This is a genomic window from uncultured Paraglaciecola sp. (assembly GCF_943787955.1).
Lineage (GTDB): Bacteria > Pseudomonadota > Gammaproteobacteria > Enterobacterales > Alteromonadaceae > Paraglaciecola.
On the sequence record NZ_CALSOK010000015.1, the window covers coordinates 1 to 23709 of the forward strand.

Annotated in this window: 16 protein-coding genes and 2 pseudogenes; 3 read left to right on the forward strand and 15 right to left on the reverse strand. The window is 42.8% G+C overall.

Features of this window, described 5'->3' with window-relative positions; genetic code table 11:
- Positions 1 to 268: 268 nt before the first annotated feature.
- The 13 genes and pseudogenes from Q0Y52_RS14385 to Q0Y52_RS14445 form a co-directional block, all read right to left on the reverse strand.
- A complete protein-coding gene (locus Q0Y52_RS14385; RefSeq protein ID WP_297822716.1) occupies positions 269 to 724 on the reverse strand; it encodes a hypothetical protein in 456 nt (151 codons plus the stop codon).
- Between the two features lie 3 nt (positions 725 to 727).
- A complete protein-coding gene (locus Q0Y52_RS14390; protein ID WP_297822718.1) occupies positions 728 to 1411 on the reverse strand; it encodes a hypothetical protein in 684 nt (227 codons plus the stop codon).
- Positions 1412 to 1514: 103 nt separating this feature from the next.
- A pseudogene (locus tag Q0Y52_RS14395) lies at positions 1515 to 2482 on the reverse strand (GDP-L-fucose synthase).
- Between the two features lie 136 nt (positions 2483 to 2618).
- Entirely contained in the window at positions 2619 to 4757 is a 2139-nt protein-coding gene (locus Q0Y52_RS14400; protein WP_297822720.1) for an FkbM family methyltransferase, read from the reverse strand.
- A 275-nt stretch (positions 4758 to 5032) separates the two neighbouring features.
- Positions 5033 to 6148, reverse strand: a complete 1116-nt coding sequence (gene gmd, locus Q0Y52_RS14405; RefSeq protein WP_297822722.1) for a GDP-mannose 4,6-dehydratase — start codon at positions 6146 to 6148, stop codon at positions 5033 to 5035.
- A gap of 240 nt (positions 6149 to 6388) precedes the next feature.
- Positions 6389 to 6568, reverse strand: coding sequence for a hypothetical protein (locus Q0Y52_RS14410; RefSeq protein ID WP_297822724.1), 180 nt, complete (start codon positions 6566 to 6568; stop codon positions 6389 to 6391).
- Positions 6565 to 7119: an IS30 family transposase gene (locus tag Q0Y52_RS14415; protein WP_297822727.1), complete on the reverse strand. Its 555-nt coding sequence runs from the start codon at positions 7117 to 7119 to the stop codon at positions 6565 to 6567. Before Q0Y52_RS14415 ends, Q0Y52_RS14410 begins: the two co-directional genes overlap by 4 nt.
- Positions 7120 to 7293, reverse strand: coding sequence for a helix-turn-helix domain-containing protein (locus Q0Y52_RS14420; RefSeq protein WP_297822729.1), 174 nt, complete (start codon positions 7291 to 7293; stop codon positions 7120 to 7122).
- Between the two features lie 186 nt (positions 7294 to 7479).
- A complete protein-coding gene (locus Q0Y52_RS14425; protein WP_366939300.1) occupies positions 7480 to 10362 on the reverse strand; it encodes a tandem-95 repeat protein in 2883 nt (960 codons plus the stop codon).
- Positions 10349 to 11152 (reverse strand): Ig-like domain-containing protein, encoded by an 804-nt coding sequence (locus Q0Y52_RS14430; protein WP_297822733.1) that lies wholly within the window; start codon positions 11150 to 11152, stop codon positions 10349 to 10351. The genes Q0Y52_RS14425 and Q0Y52_RS14430 overlap by 14 nt, the downstream gene beginning before the upstream one ends.
- Before the next feature lies 1 nt (position 11153).
- Positions 11154 to 11468 carry an Ig-like domain-containing protein gene (locus tag Q0Y52_RS14435; protein WP_297822735.1) on the reverse strand — a complete coding sequence of 105 codons (315 nt, stop codon included), beginning with the start codon at positions 11466 to 11468 and terminating at the stop codon, positions 11154 to 11156.
- The gene (locus tag Q0Y52_RS14440) at positions 11449 to 13938 is read right to left on the reverse strand and encodes an Ig-like domain-containing protein (protein WP_297822737.1); all 2490 of its coding nucleotides are present in this window, start codon (positions 13936 to 13938) and stop codon (positions 11449 to 11451) included. Before Q0Y52_RS14440 ends, Q0Y52_RS14435 begins: the two co-directional genes overlap by 20 nt.
- Positions 13880 to 17365 carry an Ig-like domain-containing protein gene (locus Q0Y52_RS14445; RefSeq protein ID WP_297822739.1) on the reverse strand — a complete coding sequence of 1162 codons (3486 nt, stop codon included), beginning with the start codon at positions 17363 to 17365 and terminating at the stop codon, positions 13880 to 13882. Before Q0Y52_RS14445 ends, Q0Y52_RS14440 begins: the two co-directional genes overlap by 59 nt.
- Positions 17366 to 17752: 387 nt before the next feature.
- Here Q0Y52_RS14445 and Q0Y52_RS14450 point away from each other — a divergent pair, with 387 nt between their 5' ends.
- Together Q0Y52_RS14450 and Q0Y52_RS14455 are read left to right on the forward strand one after the other, a co-directional pair.
- Positions 17753 to 18034: a transposase gene (locus tag Q0Y52_RS14450; RefSeq protein ID WP_297822741.1), complete on the forward strand. Its 282-nt coding sequence runs from the start codon at positions 17753 to 17755 to the stop codon at positions 18032 to 18034.
- A 71-nt stretch (positions 18035 to 18105) separates the two neighbouring features.
- Positions 18106 to 18513, forward strand: a complete 408-nt coding sequence (locus tag Q0Y52_RS14455; protein WP_297822743.1) for an IS3 family transposase — start codon at positions 18106 to 18108, stop codon at positions 18511 to 18513.
- A 73-nt stretch (positions 18514 to 18586) separates the two neighbouring features.
- Here the strand turns inward: Q0Y52_RS14455 and Q0Y52_RS14460 are convergent, their stop codons facing one another.
- Complete coding sequence (locus Q0Y52_RS14460; protein ID WP_297822745.1) at positions 18587 to 18820, reverse strand: transposase; 234 nt, start codon at positions 18818 to 18820, stop codon at positions 18587 to 18589.
- A 506-nt stretch (positions 18821 to 19326) separates the two neighbouring features.
- A pseudogene (locus Q0Y52_RS14465) lies at positions 19327 to 20173 on the reverse strand (GDP-L-fucose synthase).
- 431 nt (positions 20174 to 20604) lie between these two features.
- On the opposite strand from Q0Y52_RS14465, the gene Q0Y52_RS14470 reads away from it, so the two are divergent.
- Complete coding sequence (locus tag Q0Y52_RS14470) at positions 20605 to 23697, forward strand: CRTAC1 family protein (protein WP_297822747.1); 3093 nt, start codon at positions 20605 to 20607, stop codon at positions 23695 to 23697.
- Positions 23698 to 23709 lie beyond the last annotated feature (12 nt).

The window sequence follows — 23709 nt, forward strand, 5'->3', positions numbered from 1 at the left end:
ACTGTCACCGCCATCAAAAGGTAATTCACCTTGATAGTGTGATATGCCATCCCACAACAGCACACCGTATTGTTCCTTCAACCCGTAAAATACAAACTCTCCGGATTTATCTAAAGTTTCAAACAATCCTTCATGGCGTATAGTACGATCTTTATCGGTCGATAGTTTTTCCCAATTCACACCAATATAAAATACGCGTGCATTCTCGACGTTTACTGTTATTGGTGAAATCTCTTTTGGCGATACAATAGTGGTGTGCAGGTTTAGTTTAAGCGGGGACTAACCATTGTGCCTCGATTGATTGCCGGAGTGTTTCGACGTATTCATCTACTCTAGGTGAGCCTGCAGTCAACACCCTATCATGACTACGGAAGCAATCGACAATAAAATTAAACATCTTAATTGGCAGTGGCTTTTGGGTAATCGGATCACCCACTATAAAAGCAAGTGGATTCCAATTAACCGCATAAGATAAACCGCTTAATAACTTTGGGTTGAGATAGTGCAGATTAAGCACCAAGTCAAAATCATCTTGTCTGCGCACAGGCGATAATCGATTTCCTGAAGAATCTAGAACCTGCCCCATTGGGTCGATAATGATTCCTACGTGCCCTAAATGTGCCAAAATTGGCATAATTCGCAGGATAATATCCAGCTCGCTGTTTCTAGCACCTGGCCAATTATGCACCAAGCCAATACGAAGAGACTTATCCTGTTCCCTCATCGATTATAACTTCCCTCTTAAACGTGTAAAACAACTAACTACGGGTTGGATTCCAATACTCGCCAATGCTATCCCCATTTTTCGCATATCATTGCTAGTGCCTAGTTCTGAGGGTGATACTGTGGCAGGTAAAACTATCCGTATTGTGGTTGGAGTATTAGTAGACTGTTTTGGTAAACGGGAAAAAACCTGGCTAACCTTGTTAACTTCTCGTACTTTGTGTTTAAGTAAAACCCCATCAACAATAATGGTCATCTGTTTCAAAAATTCTGGTTTCATCACCGCAACAATATCTAATGTGAGTTCTGTCACACGATTTCGTTTTACAAAGATGACAAAATCTAAGGTTTTGTCTGCACCACTCCAACAGAATTGATGTCCAGCATGTAACTCTAATTCTTTAAGATTGGCGATGTTTTTCATATCTTTGGCAATTAGCGTGACAGAATCTTGCCATTCAGACAAAACCGAACTAACTATATCGTTGCTACTAACCCGCGATTCAGCAACAAGCAACGCCTCAATAATTTGCATACGTGTTCCTAATTCAGACAGGCAACTTGCGCATTCTTCAGCCATGTCTTTATTATCAAGCCCTGACACTACCGCGTTCAACCGCATACGATAATAATTTAACTGTGAACTACGAATCTCCTCAAAGTAGGATTTTTCTTGTTGCTGAGCCATGTTTTCCCTATTTTTTTCAGAAGTGATAATGACAAAAGCTTATCACTTCTGCCAATCACAATGTGAGATAAAATTTGGTTAAATAACAACAGGGATACTTTAACTAACGCCTAAAACTGTCCTGATTGTCTAAAAACCAGTCGTAAGCATTTTTTAAACCAGCTTCTAATTCATAACTATGCTGCCAACCCAACATATGTAATCTCGTCACATCCATTAGTTTTCGCGGTGCCCCGTCAGGTTTATTAGCATCCCAAACAATATCCCCCTTAAACCCTGTTACTCTGGCAACCGTTTCAACCAGTTCTTTTATCGTACAATCAATACCTGTACCCACATTGATGTGACTTAACATAGGCTCAGTATTGGCGTCATAGAGCGGCTTTATCTAATTCCATCACATGCATCGACTTGCTGCTGCCATGTCGTTGCACGTGTAAAAATTCGCGCATCGGCTTGCCGCTTCCCCAAGCCACCACTTCGGCTTATCACCATCGCGTCTGCAGCTTCATGGAATCGGCGCAACAAAGCCGGAATGACATGGGAGTTTTCAGGGTGAAAGTTATCGTGCGGCCCGTATAGGTTAGTCGGCATAACCGAGCGATAATCACGTCCATATTGACGGTTATAACTCTCGCACAATTTAATACCCGCTATTTTAGCAATGGCATAGGGTTCGTTAGTTTCTTCCAATGTACCGGTAAGCAAAGCAGTTTCTGACATTGGCTGCTCGGCCAATTTTGGATAGATGCATGATGAGCCTAAAAACAATAGTTTTTGAATACCAACAACATGGGCTGAATGAATGAGGTTGCATTCAATCATCAGGTTTTCATATATAAAGTCAGCAGGATAAGTGTTGTTAGCGATAATGCCACCCACTTTGGCTGCCGCCAGATATACTTCATCAATTTGCTCGGCTTTAAAAAACTCAGCAACCGCACTTTGGCTGGTCAGATCCAACTCCGATCGAGTCCGCAGTATTAATTCTGCATCACCACGCGCCTGTAATTGTCGAACAATGGCCGACCCCACCATACCGCGGTGACCCGCTATAAAGATTTTTTTCATTTTTATTTCACTTCCTCCCAGAATTCGTTTTCACAAAAAATTAGCTATTTTTTGTTGAGGCAACACGAGTGTAGTTTCGTGTTATTAAAAATTGGTTCACTTCAGCCAAGACATCAAGTGTCAGCGCCTCTACGACTTATATCAACGGGCGATAACGCTGCCAATTATTGGACTTTAGAACCTCGATTTCCAATCCTTCGACATCAATATTACAAAACGTTATTGGCTTACCATCGTCAACATGCACATCGAGTATCGATGAAAGTGTTTTGACTAGTACTAGCGACTCTCCCAACAATTCGGTGCGAGTTGTTGCGTATTCAACGCTCGATTTATCAAATGTGTTGAAGGCTGGTTCTTTAAATTCATAATAAACAGGTTCAGACTCAGTGTTGGCGACACCAAGTTCTAAATTTATATCCTTGGGTCTCAAAGCGTCGAATCGTGCTTTTGTGCCAATCCTTGGATCAATGTTGATCTCTGTCCAACTTTGCAAATAAAAATGATAAGTATTCGAAAAACGAATCGGATCGTGAGCGCCCACATCCACGTAAAAGCCCGGCTTGTAGTAGTACCACTTAAGTAGTCGGCGCAATAAGACATCCTCCCCCTCTTGAGATTCAAATACGTCTGTATTAGGGGGTAAAAGGTCTTGTTTTATACTTGCATAGTTTTCTGTAAATGCTCGCTCTTTTTGCTGTCGAGCGGACTCTTGTAAGAATGGAATTGCCTTATCTCTGACATTATGAATACCCGCCGCCAGAAATCCAGGACGCGCACGTGCAATCGACGGAATCGATATACCACCTTTGAAAAAAAAAGAGGTGCACCATAGATAACTATTGATTGGGCCAGGGCCAGCAAAATCGATCTGTGTGAAGCCTGATAGACGCAGGAATTCCGTCGTGTTCGGCAACCAATCTGAATTATCTAAGACAATAATCCCGCCATGTGCAAGCTTCTTAATGGCATATTTAGCACATTCAAGCCGACGAAAAATATCACCGTCTATCACGATCACGTCAAATCGTTTTTGATATTCATTTATACTGCTGCAATAATCTTGTTGCGACTTCAGCACAACATCTTGATTCGCCTGTTTCTGTCTTTTCACATAATCAAACAATTCTGGGTTTGATTCGATGCTCACTATATTAAAGGCCTGGTTAGAAAAATACAGGCTTGAATTGCCACTGCCCCATTCAAAAACATTGCTGTTTTTAAGGTTTAACTGTTGTAGATAAAAAATAGCACTATAAGTCATCCATGGAATAGGATTATTGTCTTTATCAACACTTGTCCATTTTTCAAAAGTGTTACGAAAGCCATACTCTTTCTCAAGTGCTGCATCGAGTTGGCCCGAATATTTTCGTTTAGGTTGTTCAGGGCTAAGTTTTGCTATGAGATCAATTTGATTTCGGCAAAGAGAACGTAAACTACTATTTACGAGACATTTTTCTGCACTTGCTTTGTTTCCCAACCATGATTCTAATAGCGTCAAATACTCCTTATCAGAAGTAACTCTTTTAACATGACGGTTTGCCCTATCAATATCCGCTACATCAATTCCCTTGGGGTGTATACGCGAAGTAAAACGCGCAAACTCCTTGTTATAAGACAAATCAGTTGCAATCAGAGGCTCTACCGTCAGGTCGACGACGCCTGTATCCTCAGCGATTAGTTTGTGCACCCAAATATCAGAGGTGGTCTCTATGGGATCAAATTTATCCAGCAGGTGAATCGCCATCTCTTTATTCATTATATGAGCGACATTGCTCATTACGGTCCGCTGACTTAGTGACAAGGCTTCAAGGCCTTCCAGAGATACACTAGCATCTAAACCGGAGTTAGCGAGCCTCAGTAGCACGGGGCTTTGAGGTAATATTGCTACATGCTCACTCATAAACTGATTGAGTTTAGGAATTGCTTCTTCGTAAAATAAAACATCATCCTCACATATCAAAGACCACCCGTCACAGTTTGCTACTTTCCTCCACGTTTCGACAAAGGATAACCAATTAGCTACCTGATGAGGAATGATGATGTTATTACCACAGTCGCAACTATTTTGATAGCACCTAAAGCAATTGGGGTACGTGGCGACCCTTCCTTTAACGTAAAGGTTTTTTACAGAATCTGCAGTGGGTAGAGTAGCTTCAACAAAGCTATATTTTTTTATTCCAATTTCATCAAAGTGCTTACGTATATGACTTCGTAGGTTTTCATCTTCCGCTAATGAAACAACAAACGTCTGTCGCATAATTTTATCTAGCAAGGTATTTTCCTGATGGTTGATGACTCTCCATGCGAGCCAACAGGGTTAATAGTGTTATCTTCTGGCAACGGGACCACAAAATCATGCTGTTTTGTCTCGTCCAAGTCGTGTTTTACTATTTCCACACTGTTCTTCAACAACTTAACTACCGAAATTACTAGGGTAACTTAACCAAAATCCACTTGAGCACTGAGGTCACAGAGCTCACTGAATAAAAAACATTAGAAATCATTCTCTCTGTGTGCGTCACCAGGTATCCTTTGTGGCAGGGTGAACTATTCTTTAGGTAGCGCCACATCAAAACCATGCTTTTTAAGCAAGGCATGTTGCTTGGCTTTGTCCAAGTCGTGCTTCACCATTTCGACACACATTTCTTCAACAGTGATTTCTGGTACCCAGCCTAACTTTTCTTTGGCTTTGCTTGGGTCGCCCAATAAGGTTTCGACCTCTGCTGGGCGGAAATAACGTGTATCAACTTTAACAATAATATCACCTACTTTTACGCTTGGCGCATCTTCGACAGTCACAGCAGTAACGGTTGCAATCTCATCGACACCTTCACCGCTAAATTCTAAGGTAATACCGGCATTTTCAGCTGACATACGTACAAACTCACGCACCGAAATTTGTTTGCCTGTGGCAATAACAAAATCTTCGGGTTGGTCTTGTTGCAACATCATCCACTGCATACGTACGTAATCTTTGGCATGACCCCAATCACGAAGGGCATCCATATTACCTAGGAACAAACACTTTTCTGCACCCTGTGCAATATTAGCGATAGCACGCGTAATTTTACGAGTAACGAAGGTCTCACCCCGGCGCGGTGACTCGTGGTTAAACAAAATACCGTTACAGGCATAAATGCCATAAGACTCACGATAATTTACCGCTATCCAGTAAGCATACATTTTGGCAACAGCATAAGGTGAACGAGGGTGAAACGGAGTGGTTTCCTTTTGCGGAATTTCTTGCACTTTACCATAAAGCTCAGAAGTAGAGGCCTGGTAGAATTTCGTCTTCTTTTCCAGGCCCAAAAAGCGAATAGCTTCGAGTAAACGCAAGGTACCAAGGGCATCTACATCAGACGTATACTCTGGTGCTTCAAACGACACCGCTACATGAGACTGCGCACCTAAATTGTAGACCTCGTCAGGCTCTACTTCTTGCATAATACGAATAAGATTGGATGAATCAGTCAAATCACCGTAGTGCAACTTAAAGCGGGCATTTTGGATATGCACATCTTCATAGATATGATCGACACGCTGGGTGTTAAACGAAGACGCACGACGTTTAATCCCGTGCACTTCATATCCTTTTTCTAATAATAGCTCGGCTAAATAGGAGCCGTCCTGACCAGTTACACCGGTAATAAGTGCTCTTTTCATTTTTTCCTCAATATTTTTTTTATAATTGCGAGGTTAATTCAACAAGATAAATGTCATTTTTAACAAAAGGGGGCAACTGTGATCCTTTATTACTTAATGCTCAATAAATAGACTTTTCGTTGTATAGACGATTTTAGCTTTTTGGCTAACAGGCTCATATCCAAGGCATTAGTATAAATTAAAACTCTGATAAAATATTAATTTTTATCTTGGCAGATTCAAGTCTGAAGTGCATAACCCCTAAGCAGCTATAGCCACCATGTGTTCAGCCATTAATTTGGCTGGCGTTTTGTAATTTAGTTTCTTTCTTGGCCTATCATTGAGCTTCACTATTACATCTTCAACTGCTGATTGCGATACTTTTTTGAAAGTCTGTTGATTTCGGCCAATATTGTCGTAATAGACCATTGGTGTTTTCATTTAACCCTCGTTGCCACGAACAATAAGGGATCTGCAAAATAAACACCACATTTCAAACTTTCTGTCATCTTTTCATGGTAAGCAAATTCTTTACCATTATCCGCTGTGATCGTTTGCACCGCATCTTTAAATGGCTTTAATAAAGCAATGGTTGCTGCTGTGACTGTTTTGGCTGATTTATCATCTATACGTGTCGACACAGTAAAACTCGTTTTCCGCTCAACAATAGTAACCAGTGCCCCACTGTGCCCTTGCCAATAACTAGAGTCAATTTCCCAATCACCAATTCTACTTTTATCATCAACAACGGCTGGGCGTTCATCAATACTTATACGGTTCTTAATAAACCCTCTGCCAGCTTGTTTATCTTTGCTACGTGATTGATAAGCTTTACCTTTTCTACGTAAATATTGGAATAATTGACCACCACATTGCTTGTCAGACCAAATGTGCTGATAAATGGTTTCATAGCTAATATAGATGTTCTGGTCTTCTCTAAGCCACCCAGATATCTGCTCTGGACTCCATCTTCTTCTGTAATTTTGACTCAATTAATGCAATGAGTTTGTTGTCATTTTAATGGTTTTACAGCTGCTAATCGGCGTTATCTGATGATGTTTGAGCTTGCTTGAACGATAACCTCGTTTACCTGTATTACGGGAAAACTCTCTGCTAATGGTTGATTGGCTAACATTTAATTGTTTGGCTATTTTATTTTGGCTCATACCTGTTTTACTTTAAGGCATAAATCTGGCATCGTTGTTCATAGGTCAGTTGTTTATATGTTTTCATTGTTGCATCTCTTGCCGGAGAAAAAGCGATTAGCATATATTCAGCTGACCGCTTTTTCTACCCGTTCAAGTTATGCACTTATTATTTGAATCCAAGAAACATTAATTACTACCCCAAACTCACAAATAAGAAGCTATGAAAGCATCACACCGATTTACAAACGGTTGTTGCGCACGTTGGGGCTGACAAAGCTGCTGATGAAGTCGCTGACAAAGCAAACGGTATAAAACAAGCCCCATCAAAGCGAAAAGCATTAGAGTTAAACTGCCACCACTAGATTTTTTGTTTACCGTAATGCTTATATACGTTTTAACATTCACTATTGCTTGTGCCGTTGCTTGTGCGCCTTGTCCGTCATCGACGATATAAATAATGGTGGCTGCACCTACAAAGCCACTAACAGGCGTGTACGTTAGAGTATTATCGCCATTAATCGCCACACTACCTTCATCCACTGTTGCACTGACAACCGTTAAATTATCACCATCAGTATCGCTGTCGTTGCCTAAAACATTAATATCTATCGGAGTTCGATCATCTGTATTGGCGCTATCATTTACCGCAATCGGCCCATCATTGCCATAGACAGTAATATTTACCGTGGCGCTGGCGCTGCCACCATTACCATCAGAAACAGTGTAAACGAGGCTATCTTCGCCAATAAAATCAGTCTGACTTTGGTAACTTAATTGATTGTCAAATGTAATGGTCACAACGCCAAACGTAACGTTAACGGTGCTAATATTAAGCATATCGCCGTCGGCATCTGAATCATTGCTCAAGACATCAATGATTAATGATTCATTACCTTTAACTCTAACAATATCCGCCTGTGCTTCAGGGGGGGTATTGTCGGTTAACATCACTGATACACCACCAGGATCATTAATACTCCCGTTAGCTAAACCATCATCATCGTTGGGCCCACCATCTTCAATCGTTAACTGTACACACCAATGGCCTTCGTTTAGCCCTATTGACCAGCTCGCATCGCCAGGAGGAAGACAAAAGCCATAGTATCCTTGGCTTGAAGAAACCTGGTTATTAACATCAACAACAAAATCAACCCAGCCATTTATTGGCGTAAGCTTCCGATACAATGCGTTGGCAGGTATGGGTTGGAGTTGAGGTAGCACTAGATTGAAGCTTTGACCTGCTTGGGGTAAACCATAAGCGATAAAGTCGAATAAACCACCGACATTAAGCGTTTCTTCATCGTTTGGCACTTCATCAGGCGACAGTTCAAGGCCGCCGCTTTTGTTATTGGCTACCGTTGCGCCTTTACGTAAACATACGCCTGCTTCACCTTCAACAAGGAAGGCTTGTGACTCACTAACTTGCTGTGGCATGACATTACATGCACTTGGTACATCAAGATAATTAGGAATACCATCAAAATCATCATCGCCAAACCCTTCTTCATTGTCAGGAATTAAATCGCCATCGCTATCGATGTCAGTTAATACAGCTAAGGTATCGGTAATCTCAAGATAAATATTGGTTTCTGTGGATAGAGGCTTATCACCATTATCTGTCACCACTAACGTCAATGTTTGAATACCTGCTGTTAACCCTGTGGTATCAAAAGTGTAAGTGGTCTCATCATTGTCAACATCGACCAAGTAACTCTCGCTATTTAGCCATTGATACTGGTGTGTATCAGGCGTATTACTATCAAAAACCTCAGTTTGAATAACCACTTCACCCGCATTGTTTTCAATTAAAAAACGCTGTTCATTGTCTTGCGTCACACTATAAGTCACTTGTGGTGCAATATTTTGTTCAACAATCGTTAAGGTATGAGCAGGTTTAGCGCCAAGGTTAAGCGTATCATCGAGTGTAATGGTCAACGTTTCACTCTCTTCTGACATGTCGTCAGCTAAAACATCAAAACTAATGCTACCAACCTCTCCAGATTCAATAACAATTTCGCCTGAAATAAGGTTATGGTCGTTATCATCAGCTGAGCCGCTCACGCTATAACCTATAATGACAGGGTAAATAGGTGACGGGCCGTTTAAGAAAACCCTCACATCGTGTGAAGTCCCTTCTACTGACGTTTTATCTTGACTCATACTAATTAGTGGGTACACAACGACAGATTGACTTGCCACACTTTTGAGACCTTGGCTATCTTCTGCTTGCCAATAGACAATATTGTTACCGGGTCTAAATAGTGGCTGACTAGCGACTAATGATACAGGTATTGGCTGCCCAAAGCGGTTAGTCGCCGTCGCCACACCCAATTCAACTCGGGTGTATAAGCCTATTGCATCAACTTCTACAGCTGCCGGAGCTGTGATAATCGGGGCACTTTGATTCGAATCACCCTCAATCAAAACATCTACAGTAGTGGTAACAAAGGTGTCGTTACCATCAGTGATGGCATAAGTGATTTCCACCTGTCCGACAAAACCCGCTTGTGTCATGAATATAAGACTCGCACCATCAATCGTTACACTACCAATACTGGCACTGGCACCGGTGATAGATAATGCGTCTCCATCAACATCAGTATCGTTACTGAGTACATTCAAGGTGTAGGTATTTTTGTTATTAAGGTCAAACACAAAACTATCTGCCACCGCTTCTGGTGCCTGATTAATGTTACTCACAGTGACATTAAAGCTAATGCTATCCTTTGCATTGTCAGCGCCGGAGTTGTCGTTCACGGTAATAGTCACATCACTTGTAACATCAACATCCGCTTGTATTGGTGTACCTGAGACTGCTCCTGTCTTATTGTTAAAGAGCATCCACTGAGGGTTGCCACTGATACTAAAGGTCGTAACGTCATCCACATCAACGTCGCTCACTGTTGGGGTGAAACTGTAATTATCACCTTCTGCTACTTGGGTGGCCGGAGTACCACTCATGACCGGCGCATCATTCAGTGCGGCAACAGTGACCGACACAGTTGCAGAAGCATTGCCGCCATTACCATCACTTATCCCATAAGTAATCGTATCCGTGCCATTGAAGTTAACATTAGGGCTGTAAATTTAAGCGGCCATTACTATTGATGCTCACCGTGCCATTGACGGCAGCAGCACTGGTGACCGTTAACGTATCGCCATCACTATCAGAGTCGTTAGCCAATACTTCAATGTTGGTGCTGCTATCTTCATTCACTCTCGCACTATCATTTACCGCCACTGGTGCATCGTTAGCCGCGGAAACAGTGACCGACACAGTTGCAGAAGCATTGCCGCCATTACCATCACTTATCCCATAAGTAATCGTATCCGTGCCATTGAAGTTAACATTAGGGCTGTAATTTAAGCTGCCATTACTATTGATGCTCACCGTGCCATTGACGGCAGCAGCACTGGTGACCGTTAACGTATCGCCATCACTATCAGAGTCGTTAGCCAATACTTCAATGTTGGTGCTGCTATCTTCATTCACTCTCGCACTATCATTTACCGCCACTGGTGCATCGTTAGCCGCGATGACTGTAATGTTGACGAGAGCAGTGTTTGAAATCCCACCTTCGTTATCGTTAACGGTATAAATGAAACTGTCACTGCCAACATAGTTAGCACTTGGGACGTAGTCCACAGTGCCGTCGTTATTGATGCTTAGGCTGCCATTCGTGACGCTTTGTAACAAGGTAACCGTCGTTTCATCTAGACTGCCATCTATATCGTTGTCGTTATTCAGTATGTTGAAACTATTAGTATTACTGTCTTCCGCTACGCTGTAAATATCATCGTTAGCAACGGGAAGGTCATTTACGCTAGCTATCGTTAGATTGACCTTCGCCACATTAGATTGCTTAGGGTTTATCATGCTACCCCGCGCTTCCCGAACCATCATCGCTGACCCTGTAGGTGAAGCTGTCGCTGCCAAAGTAGTTTGCGCCTGGGGTGTAACTTATCACGCCTGTAGTCGGATCCACGCTCACTAAACCTTCATTAGGCTCGCGGTCAATGCTCACTGTGGTAATGTCAATACCATTTTCAGCATCACTGTCGTTACCTAACACGTTGATAGGATAGCTAATATCTTCAAACAAATTGGTAACAGAATCATCGTTGGCCACGGGGGCATCGTTGATAGGGTTAATGGTAATGCTAACTGTGGCCTCATTTGAAGTACCCATCATCTACATCTTTTACCACATAATTGAAGCTGTCTTCGCCGTTAAAATTGGCACTGGGCGTATAGGTGATTGCGCCGTTTACACTGTTTATATTTATGCTACCTTGACTTGGCGCGCCTATCATACTTACAGTACGACTGTCGATGCCACCATCAACGTCGCTGTCGTTAGCGAGTACATCAATGCTCACTGGGGTGTCTTCATCTGTGATAGCGCTGTCATTAACAGCACGCGGTAAATCGTTATCGCCTGTGATATTGATAGTCACAGTAGCAGCATTACCGATTGCACCCGTGCTGTCTTGGGCATAGTAAGTAAAGCTATCAGTACCCTCAAAGTTGCTGTTGGGTTGGTAGTTAATTTTATCATTTTCTATCGTCACCGAACCATTATTTGGCTGAGTATCAATTATAACGGTGCTCACCGTGTCGCCGTCGACATCTGTGTCATTGGCTAATACGTCAATTAAAATGGCAACGTCTTCGTTAGTGGTTTGAATATCATTACTCATCACAGGTGCATCGTTCACCGCAACCACGACAATGCTTACCGTGGCGACGTTTGAAGTCACACCCTCGCCATCGCTGACCTGATAAGTAAAGCTGTCGCTGCCATTAAAATTGACATCAGGAGTATAAGTAATAACACCATTAGCGGTGTTAAGTCTGGTTGCACCATTGCTTGGTGCAGTCATTATGCTGGTGCTCGACGCTAACAAAAATCCTTCACTGTCAATATCGTTGTCCAATACAGCTATTTGCACTACAGCATCTTCATTGACACTCAAAGTATCATCATTCGCTAGCGGCGCATCGTTTTCGGGGTTAATGCTCAAAGTGACCGTGACCGTATTCGAGTCCAGTAAGGTATCATTGGCCTTGTAAGTAAAGTTATCGCTGATGGTTTCACTGTCATCGTGAGTGTATGTAAATGAGCCGTCGGAATTAAGCATTAAAGAGCCATGATTGACATTACTCACCAACACTGCTGTTATCACGCTACCTGCATCGATGTCGCTGTCGTTAATAAGCACCCCAGTGGTAGAAAGGCTATCACCCTCGTTCAAAGTGTAACTGTCTGCCACTGCCACCGGGGCATCATTGGTGTTGCTCACCGTGATACTGAAGGCCGCTAAACTCGCTTGTGCACCAGCACTATCGGTGACCGTTATCACAATCCCTGAAGTTACGTTCACATCAGCATTAACCGGCGTTCCCGTTAAAGCGCCTGTTGTAGTATCAAAACTTGCCCAACTGGGTGCGTTCACTATGCTAAACGCGGCGGTATCACCCGCATCGACGTCGCTTACGGCCGGAGTGAAGCTGTAGTTGCTGTCTTCATCCACCTGAGCTGCCGGTGTTCCTGTGATAACCGGGGCATCATTGGTATTACTCACCGTGATACTAAAGGCCGCTAAACTCGCTTGTGCACCAGCACTATCGGTGACCGTTATCACAATCCCTGAAGTTACGTTCACATCAGCATTAAACGGCGTTCCCGTTAAAGCGCCTGTTGTGGTATCAAAACTTGCCCAGCTAGGTGCGTTCACTATGCTAAACGCGGCGGTATCCCCCGCATCGACGTCGTTTACAGACGGGGTGAAGCTGTAGTTGCTGTCTTCATCCACCTGAGCCGCCGGTGTTCCTGTGATAACCGGGGCATCATTGATATTGCCCACTGTGATACTAAAGGCCGCTAAACTCGCTTGTGCACTAGCACTATCGGTGACCGTTATCACAATCCCTGAAGTTACGCCCACATCATCATTGTCTGGCGTTCCCGTTAAAGCGCCTGTTGTGGTATCAAAACTTGCCCAGCTAGGTGCGTTCACTACGCTAAACGCGGCGGTATCCCCCGCATCAACGTCGCTTACAGACGGGGTGAAGCTGTAGTTGCTGTCTTCATCCACCTGAGCCGCCGGTGTTCCTGTGATAACCGGGGCATCATTGGTATTGCCCACCGTGATACTGAAGGCCGCTAAACTCGCTTGTGCACTAGCACTATCGGTGACCGTTATCACAATCCCTGAAGTTACGCCCACATCAGCATTGTCCGGCGTTCCCGTTAAAGTGCCTGTTGTGGTATCAAAACTTGCCCAGCTGGGGGCGTTCACTATGCTAAACGCGGCGGTATCCCCCGCATCGACGTCGCTTACAGACGGGGTGAAGCTGTAGTTGCTGTCTTCATCCACCTGAGCCGCCGGTGTTCCTGTGATAACCGGGGCATCATTGATATTGCCCACTGTGATACTAAAGGCCGCTAAACTCGCTTGTGCACCAGCACTATCGGTGACCGTTATCACAATCCCTGAAGTTACGCCCACATCATCATTGTCTGGCGTTCCCGTTAAAGCGCCTGTTGTGGTATCAAAACTTGCCCAGCTAGGTGCGTTCACTATGCTAAACGCGGCGGTATCATAAACATCGACGTCGCTTACGGCCGGAGTGAAGCTGTAGTTGCTGTCTTCTGCCACTTGAGCCGCTGGTGCGCCGCTGATGACGGGGGGGCCGATTAATTACAGTGAAACGCCAAGTCGAATCGTCATTAATACCGGCAAAAACATGACCCAAAGCGTCTTTAAAGGCATTGGCTGCTACTGTCACGTAGAGAGCACGACTCTCTGGTAGAGCAGGGGAAAAAGAGACAGTGGCAGTATTGCCCGTAATGACTACAGCTGAGGAATCTGCCGCGAAGGAGTAAATGACGGCGTTATCAGCAACATTTTTGATTTCGATTAAATTATTGCTGGTATTGGCAATTACGGTTTCACTAAAGGTGAGTATCAATTGAGTAGTTGAGACACTCACATCAACTGCATTTTGTGAGGGTGAATAAGCATTTAAAGATGGTGAGGTGTTATCAACGACAAAGGTGTTACTGGGTCCGGCAGACGCAGCTACTTCGGTACCATTTCTAGCGGTACCTGCAGCAATACTTACACCCAAGGTACCATCACCGCTGATATCACTCAAAGTCACAGTGGGTGTTGTGCTGCTGCCATCGGTGACCGTGACGGTGGCCGTCGCCGCAGTACCGCCATTGTTCAGAGTAATAGATGACGAGGTTAAATTAACTTCGGCTGCATTGGCATAGGTGACGGTATAAATCACCGGCCCTGTGTCAGTTGCACTCACACTGGGCGCTGAAATGGTAAGGCTGGGGGTGGCGGTGGCCGGGACACTGGCATACACAATCGTAAGTTGGCTTGCCCCCGGGTTTTGCACCGAATTGTCAACCGCATCATTGACCACATTTGCGGGTAAGTCGATAGTGACGCTGCCATCGGTTGTTGGGGTAATATCTACCGTGTAAGATGCATCGGAGCCTTGCAAATTGCTGGCAGTGCCGTTGCCAACAACAAAATCGCTGGCGGTCAAACCGGTGACATTACGGCTAAAGTTGACTGCAACAGAAAAAGGGGTAATAGATGTTGGACTGGCTTCATTGGTGCTTAGTAACACAGTGAGTTGTTCAATGATTAAGGTTGAGTTTGCCGCACTGTTTGCGGTGTTATTGCCATTCACTGTGGCAGACATGCTAGAAGTGGCACTGTTAAAAACACCCTCTGAGGCCCCCAAAGGCACTTGCAATGACACATCAAAAGTACAGTTTTCACCGGGTTGTAATTCACCGGCGCTAAATATCAAGTTGGTTGTACCACTTAGGGTTGAACTTCCGTTACAAGGTGTTGTAGGTAATGCAATAGCGGTAAATGTAGGGATAATTAATTGATAATTATGATTAAAACTCATAGCGGTTGCGGCCAGTGCATCGGCATGATTGCTGATGGTATAACGGCTGGTAATGATTGCGCCGGGTAATGCCGGGTTGCCGACAAATTCTTGTGTCAGACTCAAACCCGATATGAGAAGCGTATCGGATGCTGTGGCCGAAGTAACAGACATTCCCGAAGTTGTTGCGCTGACTGCTGAACTGTCCATGGTAATGATGCTTGGTATTGCATCACTGGGGATTTGCAAAGCCACAGAGAAAGTACAAGTGCTATCTGGTATAAGCGAGCCCCCAGTCAGGGTTAAAGTATTGGTACCGCTGAAGGTTGAGCCGCTACCACAAACATCAGTTTGTGAAGCTGTGCTGGTTGTCATACCGGATAAGGCGTTATCTAAATCCACAGTAAAAGTCACATTTGTCGCATTGGCGGTACTGTTTTCATTATAGTTTAATGTAAATTCGGCATTGACTGTATCACCGGGTTCTATCGAGCTTTCTACTATGGACAGCGATAATGCTGGTGCCGCGACAATTACTAGGTTATCGCTAACAGGTACACCATAAACTACTGCTCCTACTACAGTTGCGGTGATAAAACTGGTGGTAAAGGCATAAGAGCTGGGCTTACCGTCAGCTGGCGTGGTAAGTATCACGTCAAAGGTACAACTCCCCCCTGCTATGAGACTCCCACCGTTGACGTCAATGAACCAGGTGTCACCATTTGTGGTGCTTTTGGCAAATGTCGAGCCTGTACCGCAACTATTAGCATCGGGTAAGGTTTTTATAACGGTTCCAGAAAAGGTATCGTTAATATTTTGAGTGAAGGTGATCCCCGTTGCATCATTATTGGTGTCGGTATTTGTTATGGTAAAACGTAAAGTCACATCTTCACCCGTATTAATGGGATCATCCATAAATGACATACTTACTGTTGGCGCATTATAAACACTGATAGTGTTGTTATATGCAGAACTAGTAGTTGAGGAGCCGGCTAAATCGTATGAGATTGTACTGGTGGTATTGGTATAGCTACCTGCTGCAGCATTTAAGGGGATCAACACCGTAACATCGAAACTACAACTATCTCCTGAAGTAAGGTTGACGCCAGAAATAGTCAGATTAGATGTGCCACTCATTGTTGAACCACTACCACAAAAACCAGTCGATGGTAGAACAGAAGCCGCTAGTCCGCTGAGTGCAGCATTTAAATCGTCGGTGAACGTTAGAGCTGTAATATCCTGATCTCTATTGTTATTTAAGATCCCAAACGTCAGCGTGGCAGAAGAGCCTGGGGTAACAGCGGCTGGAAAACTGATATCAAGAAACGAGCGTTCAACATTGAGAAGCGTATTACTACCCCCACTTGAACTGCTTCCAAATCGGGTCAAATCGCCGGAGTAGATATCATAGGCACCCACGGTTGCAGCAGTAATGTCTACACTTATTTTGCACGTACTACCTGCGGTCAAAGAAACAAAATTCCCAGTTATTACACTGGCGAATGCCACTGCAGTAACTCCAAGACCACCGACTGTGCAACTTGTAGACAGATTGGGCAGTGGAGATACAAGAACACCCGATGGCAAGTTCGTTGTAAATGCAAGAAAGGTGGCATCTGCACCATTTAAGCTGTTATCAATGGTATAGGTTAGCGTACTCACACCGTCCGGCGCGATGGTAGAAGGCGATAAAGCCACGGAGAACCCTGGCCTTGAAGTGTCCACAATTAAATCGGCTGATGCAGCGCTAACACTGCCCGCACTGGATGTCAGTGCACTGGGAGTATTGGTGTGCGTACCACCAGTGGCGCTAGTCACATCTATCGATAATGTACAGCTGCTCAGTTTGCCCAAGCGATAATCGTTAAAACTAATATTGCTTGCACCTGATGTAGCAGTATAGTTAGCGTTGCTACAGGTGCTCACGGCGTTAGGCGTATTGGCGATGGTCATGCCTGTGGGCAAGGTATTCGAAAAAGCCAGTCCACTAACAGGCGTGGTTTCAGCAGAGTTATCGATGGTGTAGGTCAGTGTTGAGACACTACCAGGGCCTATGGTGGACGGCGAAAACGCGATACTAAATGTTGGTACAGCACTGGCAATCACACTGAAGCATGCACACAGCAAAAAGACTAAGCATTGAGTTAATTTATGTATTATATTGTTCATTTTTTACCCTGCTAATTTACAAATGATAATGTCACGGCTACCGATTTTTTTATAAAACCTAATAGGTTTTAACAACACTGACTTGCATCTTGGTTCATGCAATAATTTTAAAACGAATCTTACCATTAAGTATTTAAAAAGCCTGCATATATTTCATCTTGCCGATTTTTTAAAAAAAGACTGGGGTCAAAAAAGACTGGGGTCACAAAAAAGACTGGGGGCAAGTCTTGTGTTTTGCAACCAAAACTGGAGTCAAGTTGAACCCATGAAAGACTGGGGTCACATGAAAGACTGGGGTCAGGTCTTGTATTTTGCAACCACAAAAAGACTGGGGTCAAGTCTTGTATTTTGCAACCAAAACTGGGGTCAAGTTGAACCTGCTACAGTTTGACGGACACTTTAAATAAGCGACAATACATTAGTCGCTTAGGAGTATCCAATACGAGTAATCAACGCAAAACATTTACCAAGGAATTTAAGTTAGAAGCCATTCGCTTAATGTCTGAATCTGATAAACCATCAGCTGAGATTGCTGCTGAGTTGGGTATCCGACGTAATATGCTTTATAAGTGTAAAGAACAGCTTGAATCTAAAGTTGAAGAAGCATTCCCCATCAAAAAGGGACGACCACTTAAAGAAAACCAGAGTGAAGTTTCAGCACTGAAGTAAGAAAATAACCGGCTTCGCGAAGAGGTCGACATCCTAAAAAAAGCAGCGGTATACTTTGCAAAAGAGCTCAAGTGAAGTATGCCTTTATTCGCGAGCAACGCCTCAATCATTCACTGAATATATTGTGCTCAATGCTTGGTGTGTCGACAAGCGGCTACTATGACTGGCTGGGTAAACCGGCGAGTAAAACGACTAAAGATAATAGTCGTCTTGTGACAAAAATCCGTTGTTTCCACAAGGCAAGCGATTCTATTTATGGCTCCCCACGCATTCACCAAGATTTGATAGTCGATGGCGAAAGTATTAGCCGCCAACGCGTGGCAAGGCTGATGAGAATGAACGGTATTCAATCCAAAGTGGCTAAGAAATTTGTCATCACCACAAACTCTAAGAATACATTATCACCAGAGCCGGACCTCTTGAAGCGCTGCTTTAGAAAAACTGGAGTCAGGTCTTGTATTTTGCAACAAGGCGACTAATTTAGAATGTTGTAAGCCAAAATGCTCACCGATTTGTTTTTTGCGAATAACCACCAGAGCGCTGGGCATTAAACTAGCGCATCCTCTGATTAAGTTTGGCATCCGGTGTCTCAACTAAAAGGTGGTAATGGTTATTCATTAAACAATATCCGTGAACAACCCACTGATAGCGCTCACATACATCAGCTAAAATCTGCAGAAACAACTCAAAATGATCATCTTGAAGATAGATTAAGTTCCTGCCATCCCCCCTTGAAGTAATATGGTAAAGCGCACCGGCAGACTCTAATCGTAATGGCCGACCCATGTATTCTCCCGTCTATACTAGATATGAATAAAATAACCATACTTTAAAAAGTCAGACATGCAAAATTCAAGACCTAGCTAGGCATACGTGGTTATCAAGTAGCCAAACAGGATTAAATACCAAGAACACACGTAAACTTTTTTATTCCAGGGAAGCCTTAGTTGAAACTCAGTGGTACGTGACTAAAAATAATAAACTTTCCCCAATTAAGATTCACCATATTTTATATGGGAAACATTTTTCTGATGGCCTGGATACTGAAAATTTGTTGCCTCACAGGTTAAAAAACAGAGTAACATTCCGTGAAGGGAGTCGTGATTATTCTATCTGCTAAATAACATGAAACCGATTAATCAATAAAATAGGTGCTCGGTTCCGAGCAGCACATGCAAACGTGCCTGTGGCAGAAAAAAGTATGCAGTATCTTTGAGCTACACAGGGACTAAAACTGACTAACGTCTAAAGTTATCCTGATTCGCTAAAAACCAATCGTAAGCGTTTTTTAGTCAGCTGTGTAAATCGTAACTATACTGCCAACCTAACGCATGTAATCTTGAAACATCCATTAGCTTTCTTGGTGAACCATCAGGTTTACTGAGATCCCAAACTATATTTCCGTTAAAACCACTTACTGCTGCGACCGTTTCGACAAGCTCTTTAATTGTGCAATCGACACCAGTACCCACATTAATATGGCTTAACATTGGCTCAGTATTTTCATCATAAACTGACTTATCCAGTTCCATTACATGAATACTGGCTGTCGCCATATCATCTACGTGCAAAAATTCACGCATTGGCTTACCGCTACCCCAAGCTACAACTTCGGCATCACCGCGCTCAGCAGCTTCATGAAAGCGGCGAAGCAAAGCAGGAATAACATGTGAATTTACCGGGTGAAAGTTATCATGAGGCCCGTATAGATTGGTTGGCATAACCGTTCGATAGTCATGCCCATATTGGCGATTGTAACATTCACATAACTTAATACCGGCAATCTTAGCTATAGCATAAGGTTTATTCGTTTCTTCCAATGTCCCTGTTAACAATGCCAGCTCGGTCATAGGCTGCTCAGCCAGTTTGGGATAAATACAACTAGAGCCTAAGAAAAGTTGCTTTTGAACCTCGTTACTATGTGCAGCATGAATGATGTTCGCTTCAATCATTAGGTTTTCATAGATAAAGTCTGCTGGATACGTATTGTTGGCTTGTATACCACCCACTTTGACTGACGCCAAATAGACTTCATGAATCTTATTTTCGATAAAAAACTGTGAAACAGCCTCTTGACTAGTCAAGTCTAATTCTGTGCGCGAGCGAGTGATAATTTTAATCGTATCGCGATTTTTCCAACTATCTTTAGATGGCGGCACCTACCATTCCTCGGTGGCCCGCGACAAATATTTTTTTCATATCCTATTCACTTTTTAAAATAAAGAACACGTATAAGTATATATAAGTAATATTGTACTTCAATTTAATCAACTTTGAATGGCATAATCGAAAATATCAAACGATAAATGGCATATATTATTAAAATAACCAAACGAATATTTATTGCCAAGTGACTTGACAAGTTCTCTATTCTCTATAAAAAGTGAGCTCATTGAATGGAGTGAATAAGTCAATTTAAGTTCGCTTACGTTGGTAGGACAACTACTTTGGCCATGCCGAGCAGATAAAAAATCTAAAAATCAATATTTTATACATGTTAGTGATTTATGACTCTTTTGGCACATTAATTTTGTTACCATATTAAACTATTAAAATTTTTGGCAATCTCCATGAATAGATATCTAAGTTTTGTTTTTCTGATACTTTTTTGTTTTCCCGTTAATGCGCAAAATAGCTCTGTGCAAAATATCCTCACTGCCATCAATAAGCTTGAAGCTAAATCTGAACCAAAATGTTATGCCACAGCTTCTCGACTTGAAGACTTTATGTTTGGAACTCCATTTGATAATGAAGCCAGATTTGCGAAAAATATGCTGCAAAAGGAGTTGATACATTCTTTATGGCAAAAGGGGTCTGAGTTGGCTATCCTGGAAAAGGAAAGTGTGATTTTGGAAGCTCATATTAAAAAAGTATCGGCTGAACTATTCAAGGTAAATATCAATGATAATGGTCACTGGCAACTTGGTTTCAATAATCAACAGACCTTAACAATACACAAAGATGATAAGCGTCAATATGCGAGTATCGCCTACTCTTTACGAGCGGTACTCGCGGTGCAGCAAGAGCTGCTTTTAGATTTTGACAATGACCTACTCCCCCTATCTTCCAAAGCTATTGATAGGATAAAAGACACCCTAGATTTTTATACTTTAGCGGTGTTGAAGATAACTGACAACGATGCAAAGTTAAATAACCAGCGGCTGATTAGTATCGTCAACATTAGCCAAACTTGGCAGGACTTGCTGAGTATTGAGCCCACAAAACGGGCAAATAATACTTATCAAACTGCAATAGACTATAAACCTATTCAGCCTAAGCTGTTGTTGCAAATGGCCGATATCAAGCTGGATGCATATTCGCAATATAACCGCGTCAGTAATCAGTTGTTTTTGCGTAATTTACAGGTTTACTTTGCTCGAGTTACCTGGCCTAAGGAGCAACAGCAGGCTGATAAAATTATCGATGTTTTTTCATCGTTAATGGCGGAGTTTTCCCGTCAACTTTATGAGGGGGCACAGCAGCTAGCCATGCAGGACGGTCAGCGAGTTATCAGAGAGCAAGACATTTATCAGTTTGCCCAGCAATTTATTCCTCACAAGATCAATGAATATGAAGACGCACTGTTTTTCCCAAAGTTAGCCAAACATCAACAAGCCTATATTGAGTCATATGATATGGATGCCTTTAGAGATGCCGGTGTGCACTGGCAATATTTATTACAAGGCATTAATAATAATGACGCTACCATTTATCTCGAGCCTGATCCATTTGCAGCTGAGTTGTTGGTGGAGAATATCGCCCAGTATGGGGTACTTTTATTTAGAATCGCGGGTGAGCTGGTTTTAAACAATGACAAAGACAGACTCAAAGCAGAGTTTTTACTATCTGCCCAGAAAGTCATCAAACAACGCACCCAATTGCATAACAAGGTCAAGCCCAGCCAACAGCAAAAACAGACTATAGGATCATCAGAGGCCCCATCTGTTAGCAATCAACTTAAGCTGCGTTTTAGTGAAATAAGCGGCCTTGCTGGCATTGATTATCAGCACAGAACATCTGATTGGCTTAACCGTCAACTTAGAACTTTTATTAAAACAGAGGAAAACCTCGGAAATATAACTATCCCTCCGGCATTTGGCGGCTCTGGCGTCGCTGTAGAAGATATTAACAATAACGGCCTCATGGATATTTTATTACTAGGAGGCCGAGGGTTGGCGCTTTATATCAATCAGGGGGATGGCACTTATCAGGAACGAAGCAAAGAGTTTGGTCTTCAATGGAAGCGCCATAATGATGATATGCCTGGCGAGATGAGACAACCGATTATTGCAGATATCGACAATGATGGTTGGCAAGATATTGTGATCACCTTGGTAAATGACCAACACAGAGTGTATAGAAACCTTAAAGGGAAAAAATTTAACGACTTAACAATGATAGCGGCTTTAGGTGGCGAAAACTTAGTGGGTGGGCCGGCTACTGTGTTTGATATGGATAACGATGGTGATCTAGACATTTACATTACCTATTTTGGTAATTATCTCAAGGGTGAGCTACCAACCTTAAAACGTTACAACACAAATGGTTCGCCTAATCAGTTATTTGAAAACCTTGGTAACTTTACATTTAAAAATGTGACTCAACAATCAGGATTGGACAATTCTGGCTGGGCGCAAGCTGTTGCACATACCGACCTAAACAAGGACAACAAGCAGGATATTATCGTAGGCAATGATTTTGGCACTAATGGCTACTATATCAATCAAGGGAACAACACGTTTAAAGAAGTTTCGGCTAGTCTAAATACAGATAAACCATCTTATACTATGGGGATCGGCATTGTTGATTTGAATGCTGACCAACTCCCCGATCTTTATATTTCCAATATCGTCACGATGAACAAGGATGAAACCTACGTACTACCAAATCAAGACACCCAAGCTAAGTTTGATGCCGATAATCTGGCTTCTATGCGGGTAATTGAAGCCAATGATTTGTTTTTGTCATTGGATACAAAAGATTTAAGCTACGAAAACTCCACCTTGGTTGAACGGGGTTACTCTTCTACCGGTTGGTCTTGGGACGGTGATTTTTTTGATTACGACTTGGATGGAGACGATGATCTATATGTATTAAATGGCATGAATGAATTCAATGTGTACTCAAGTAAGAATGCACTTTATCAAGATCCTGACGGTAATAAGATGGCAGATATCCTGATACCTGTGAGCCCTCTCGAAAAGAACGTTTTTTTTGAGAATCATGGTGGTAAGCTGAATTTCACTGCTCAACACTCCGGACTGGATGTGTTAAGTAACTCAAGAAGTGCAAGCTATTTCGATCATGATAACGACGGTGATCTCGATATTATCGTTAACAACTACCACGGACCTGCACTTTTGTTTATAAATAACTTGGATAAATCTAAACGTAATTGGTTGAAGGTTAAACTGACAGGGGATCCCAAACAGAAAGTGGCTCGCGATGCAATTGGTGCCAAGCTGTTGGTTACTTTGCCTAATGGGCAAAAAGTCTGGCGGGAAGTCCGCAGTACTGATGGCTATATGTCGGTTCACCCTAAGCAACAACACTTTGGTGTCGGCTCTGCTAATGAGGTAGATGTTGAGGTGACTTGGCCTAACGGTAAGATCCAGATTATTTTAGGCGTTAAAGCCAATCAAGTACTGGAAGTCAGGCTATAACTCCATGATGAA

Coding starts and splice junctions, on each gene's coding strand:
- Q0Y52_RS14385 (WP_297822716.1), bottom strand. CDS start 724: ATGAGGGAACAGGATAAGTCTCTTCGTATTGGCTTGGTGCATAATTGG.
- Q0Y52_RS14390 (WP_297822718.1), bottom strand. CDS start 1,411: ATGGCTCAGCAACAAGAAAAATCCTACTTTGAGGAGATTCGTAGTTCA.
- gmd (WP_297822722.1), bottom strand. CDS start 6,148: ATGAAAAGAGCACTTATTACCGGTGTAACTGGTCAGGACGGCTCCTAT.
- Q0Y52_RS14410 (WP_297822724.1), bottom strand. CDS start 6,568: ATGAAAACACCAATGGTCTATTACGACAATATTGGCCGAAATCAACAG.
- Q0Y52_RS14420 (WP_297822729.1), bottom strand. CDS start 7,293: ATGAGCCAAAATAAAATAGCCAAACAATTAAATGTTAGCCAATCAACC.
- Q0Y52_RS14430 (WP_297822733.1), bottom strand. CDS start 11,152: ATGATAAACCCTAAGCAATCTAATGTGGCGAAGGTCAATCTAACGATA.
- Q0Y52_RS14435 (WP_297822735.1), bottom strand. CDS start 11,468: ATGATGGGTACTTCAAATGAGGCCACAGTTAGCATTACCATTAACCCT.
- Q0Y52_RS14445 (WP_297822739.1), bottom strand. CDS start 17,365: ATGAACAATATAATACATAAATTAACTCAATGCTTAGTCTTTTTGCTG.
- Q0Y52_RS14460 (WP_297822745.1), bottom strand. CDS start 18,820: ATGGGTCGGCCATTACGATTAGAGTCTGCCGGTGCGCTTTACCATATT.
- Q0Y52_RS14470 (WP_297822747.1), top strand. CDS start 20,605: ATGAATAGATATCTAAGTTTTGTTTTTCTGATACTTTTTTGTTTTCCC.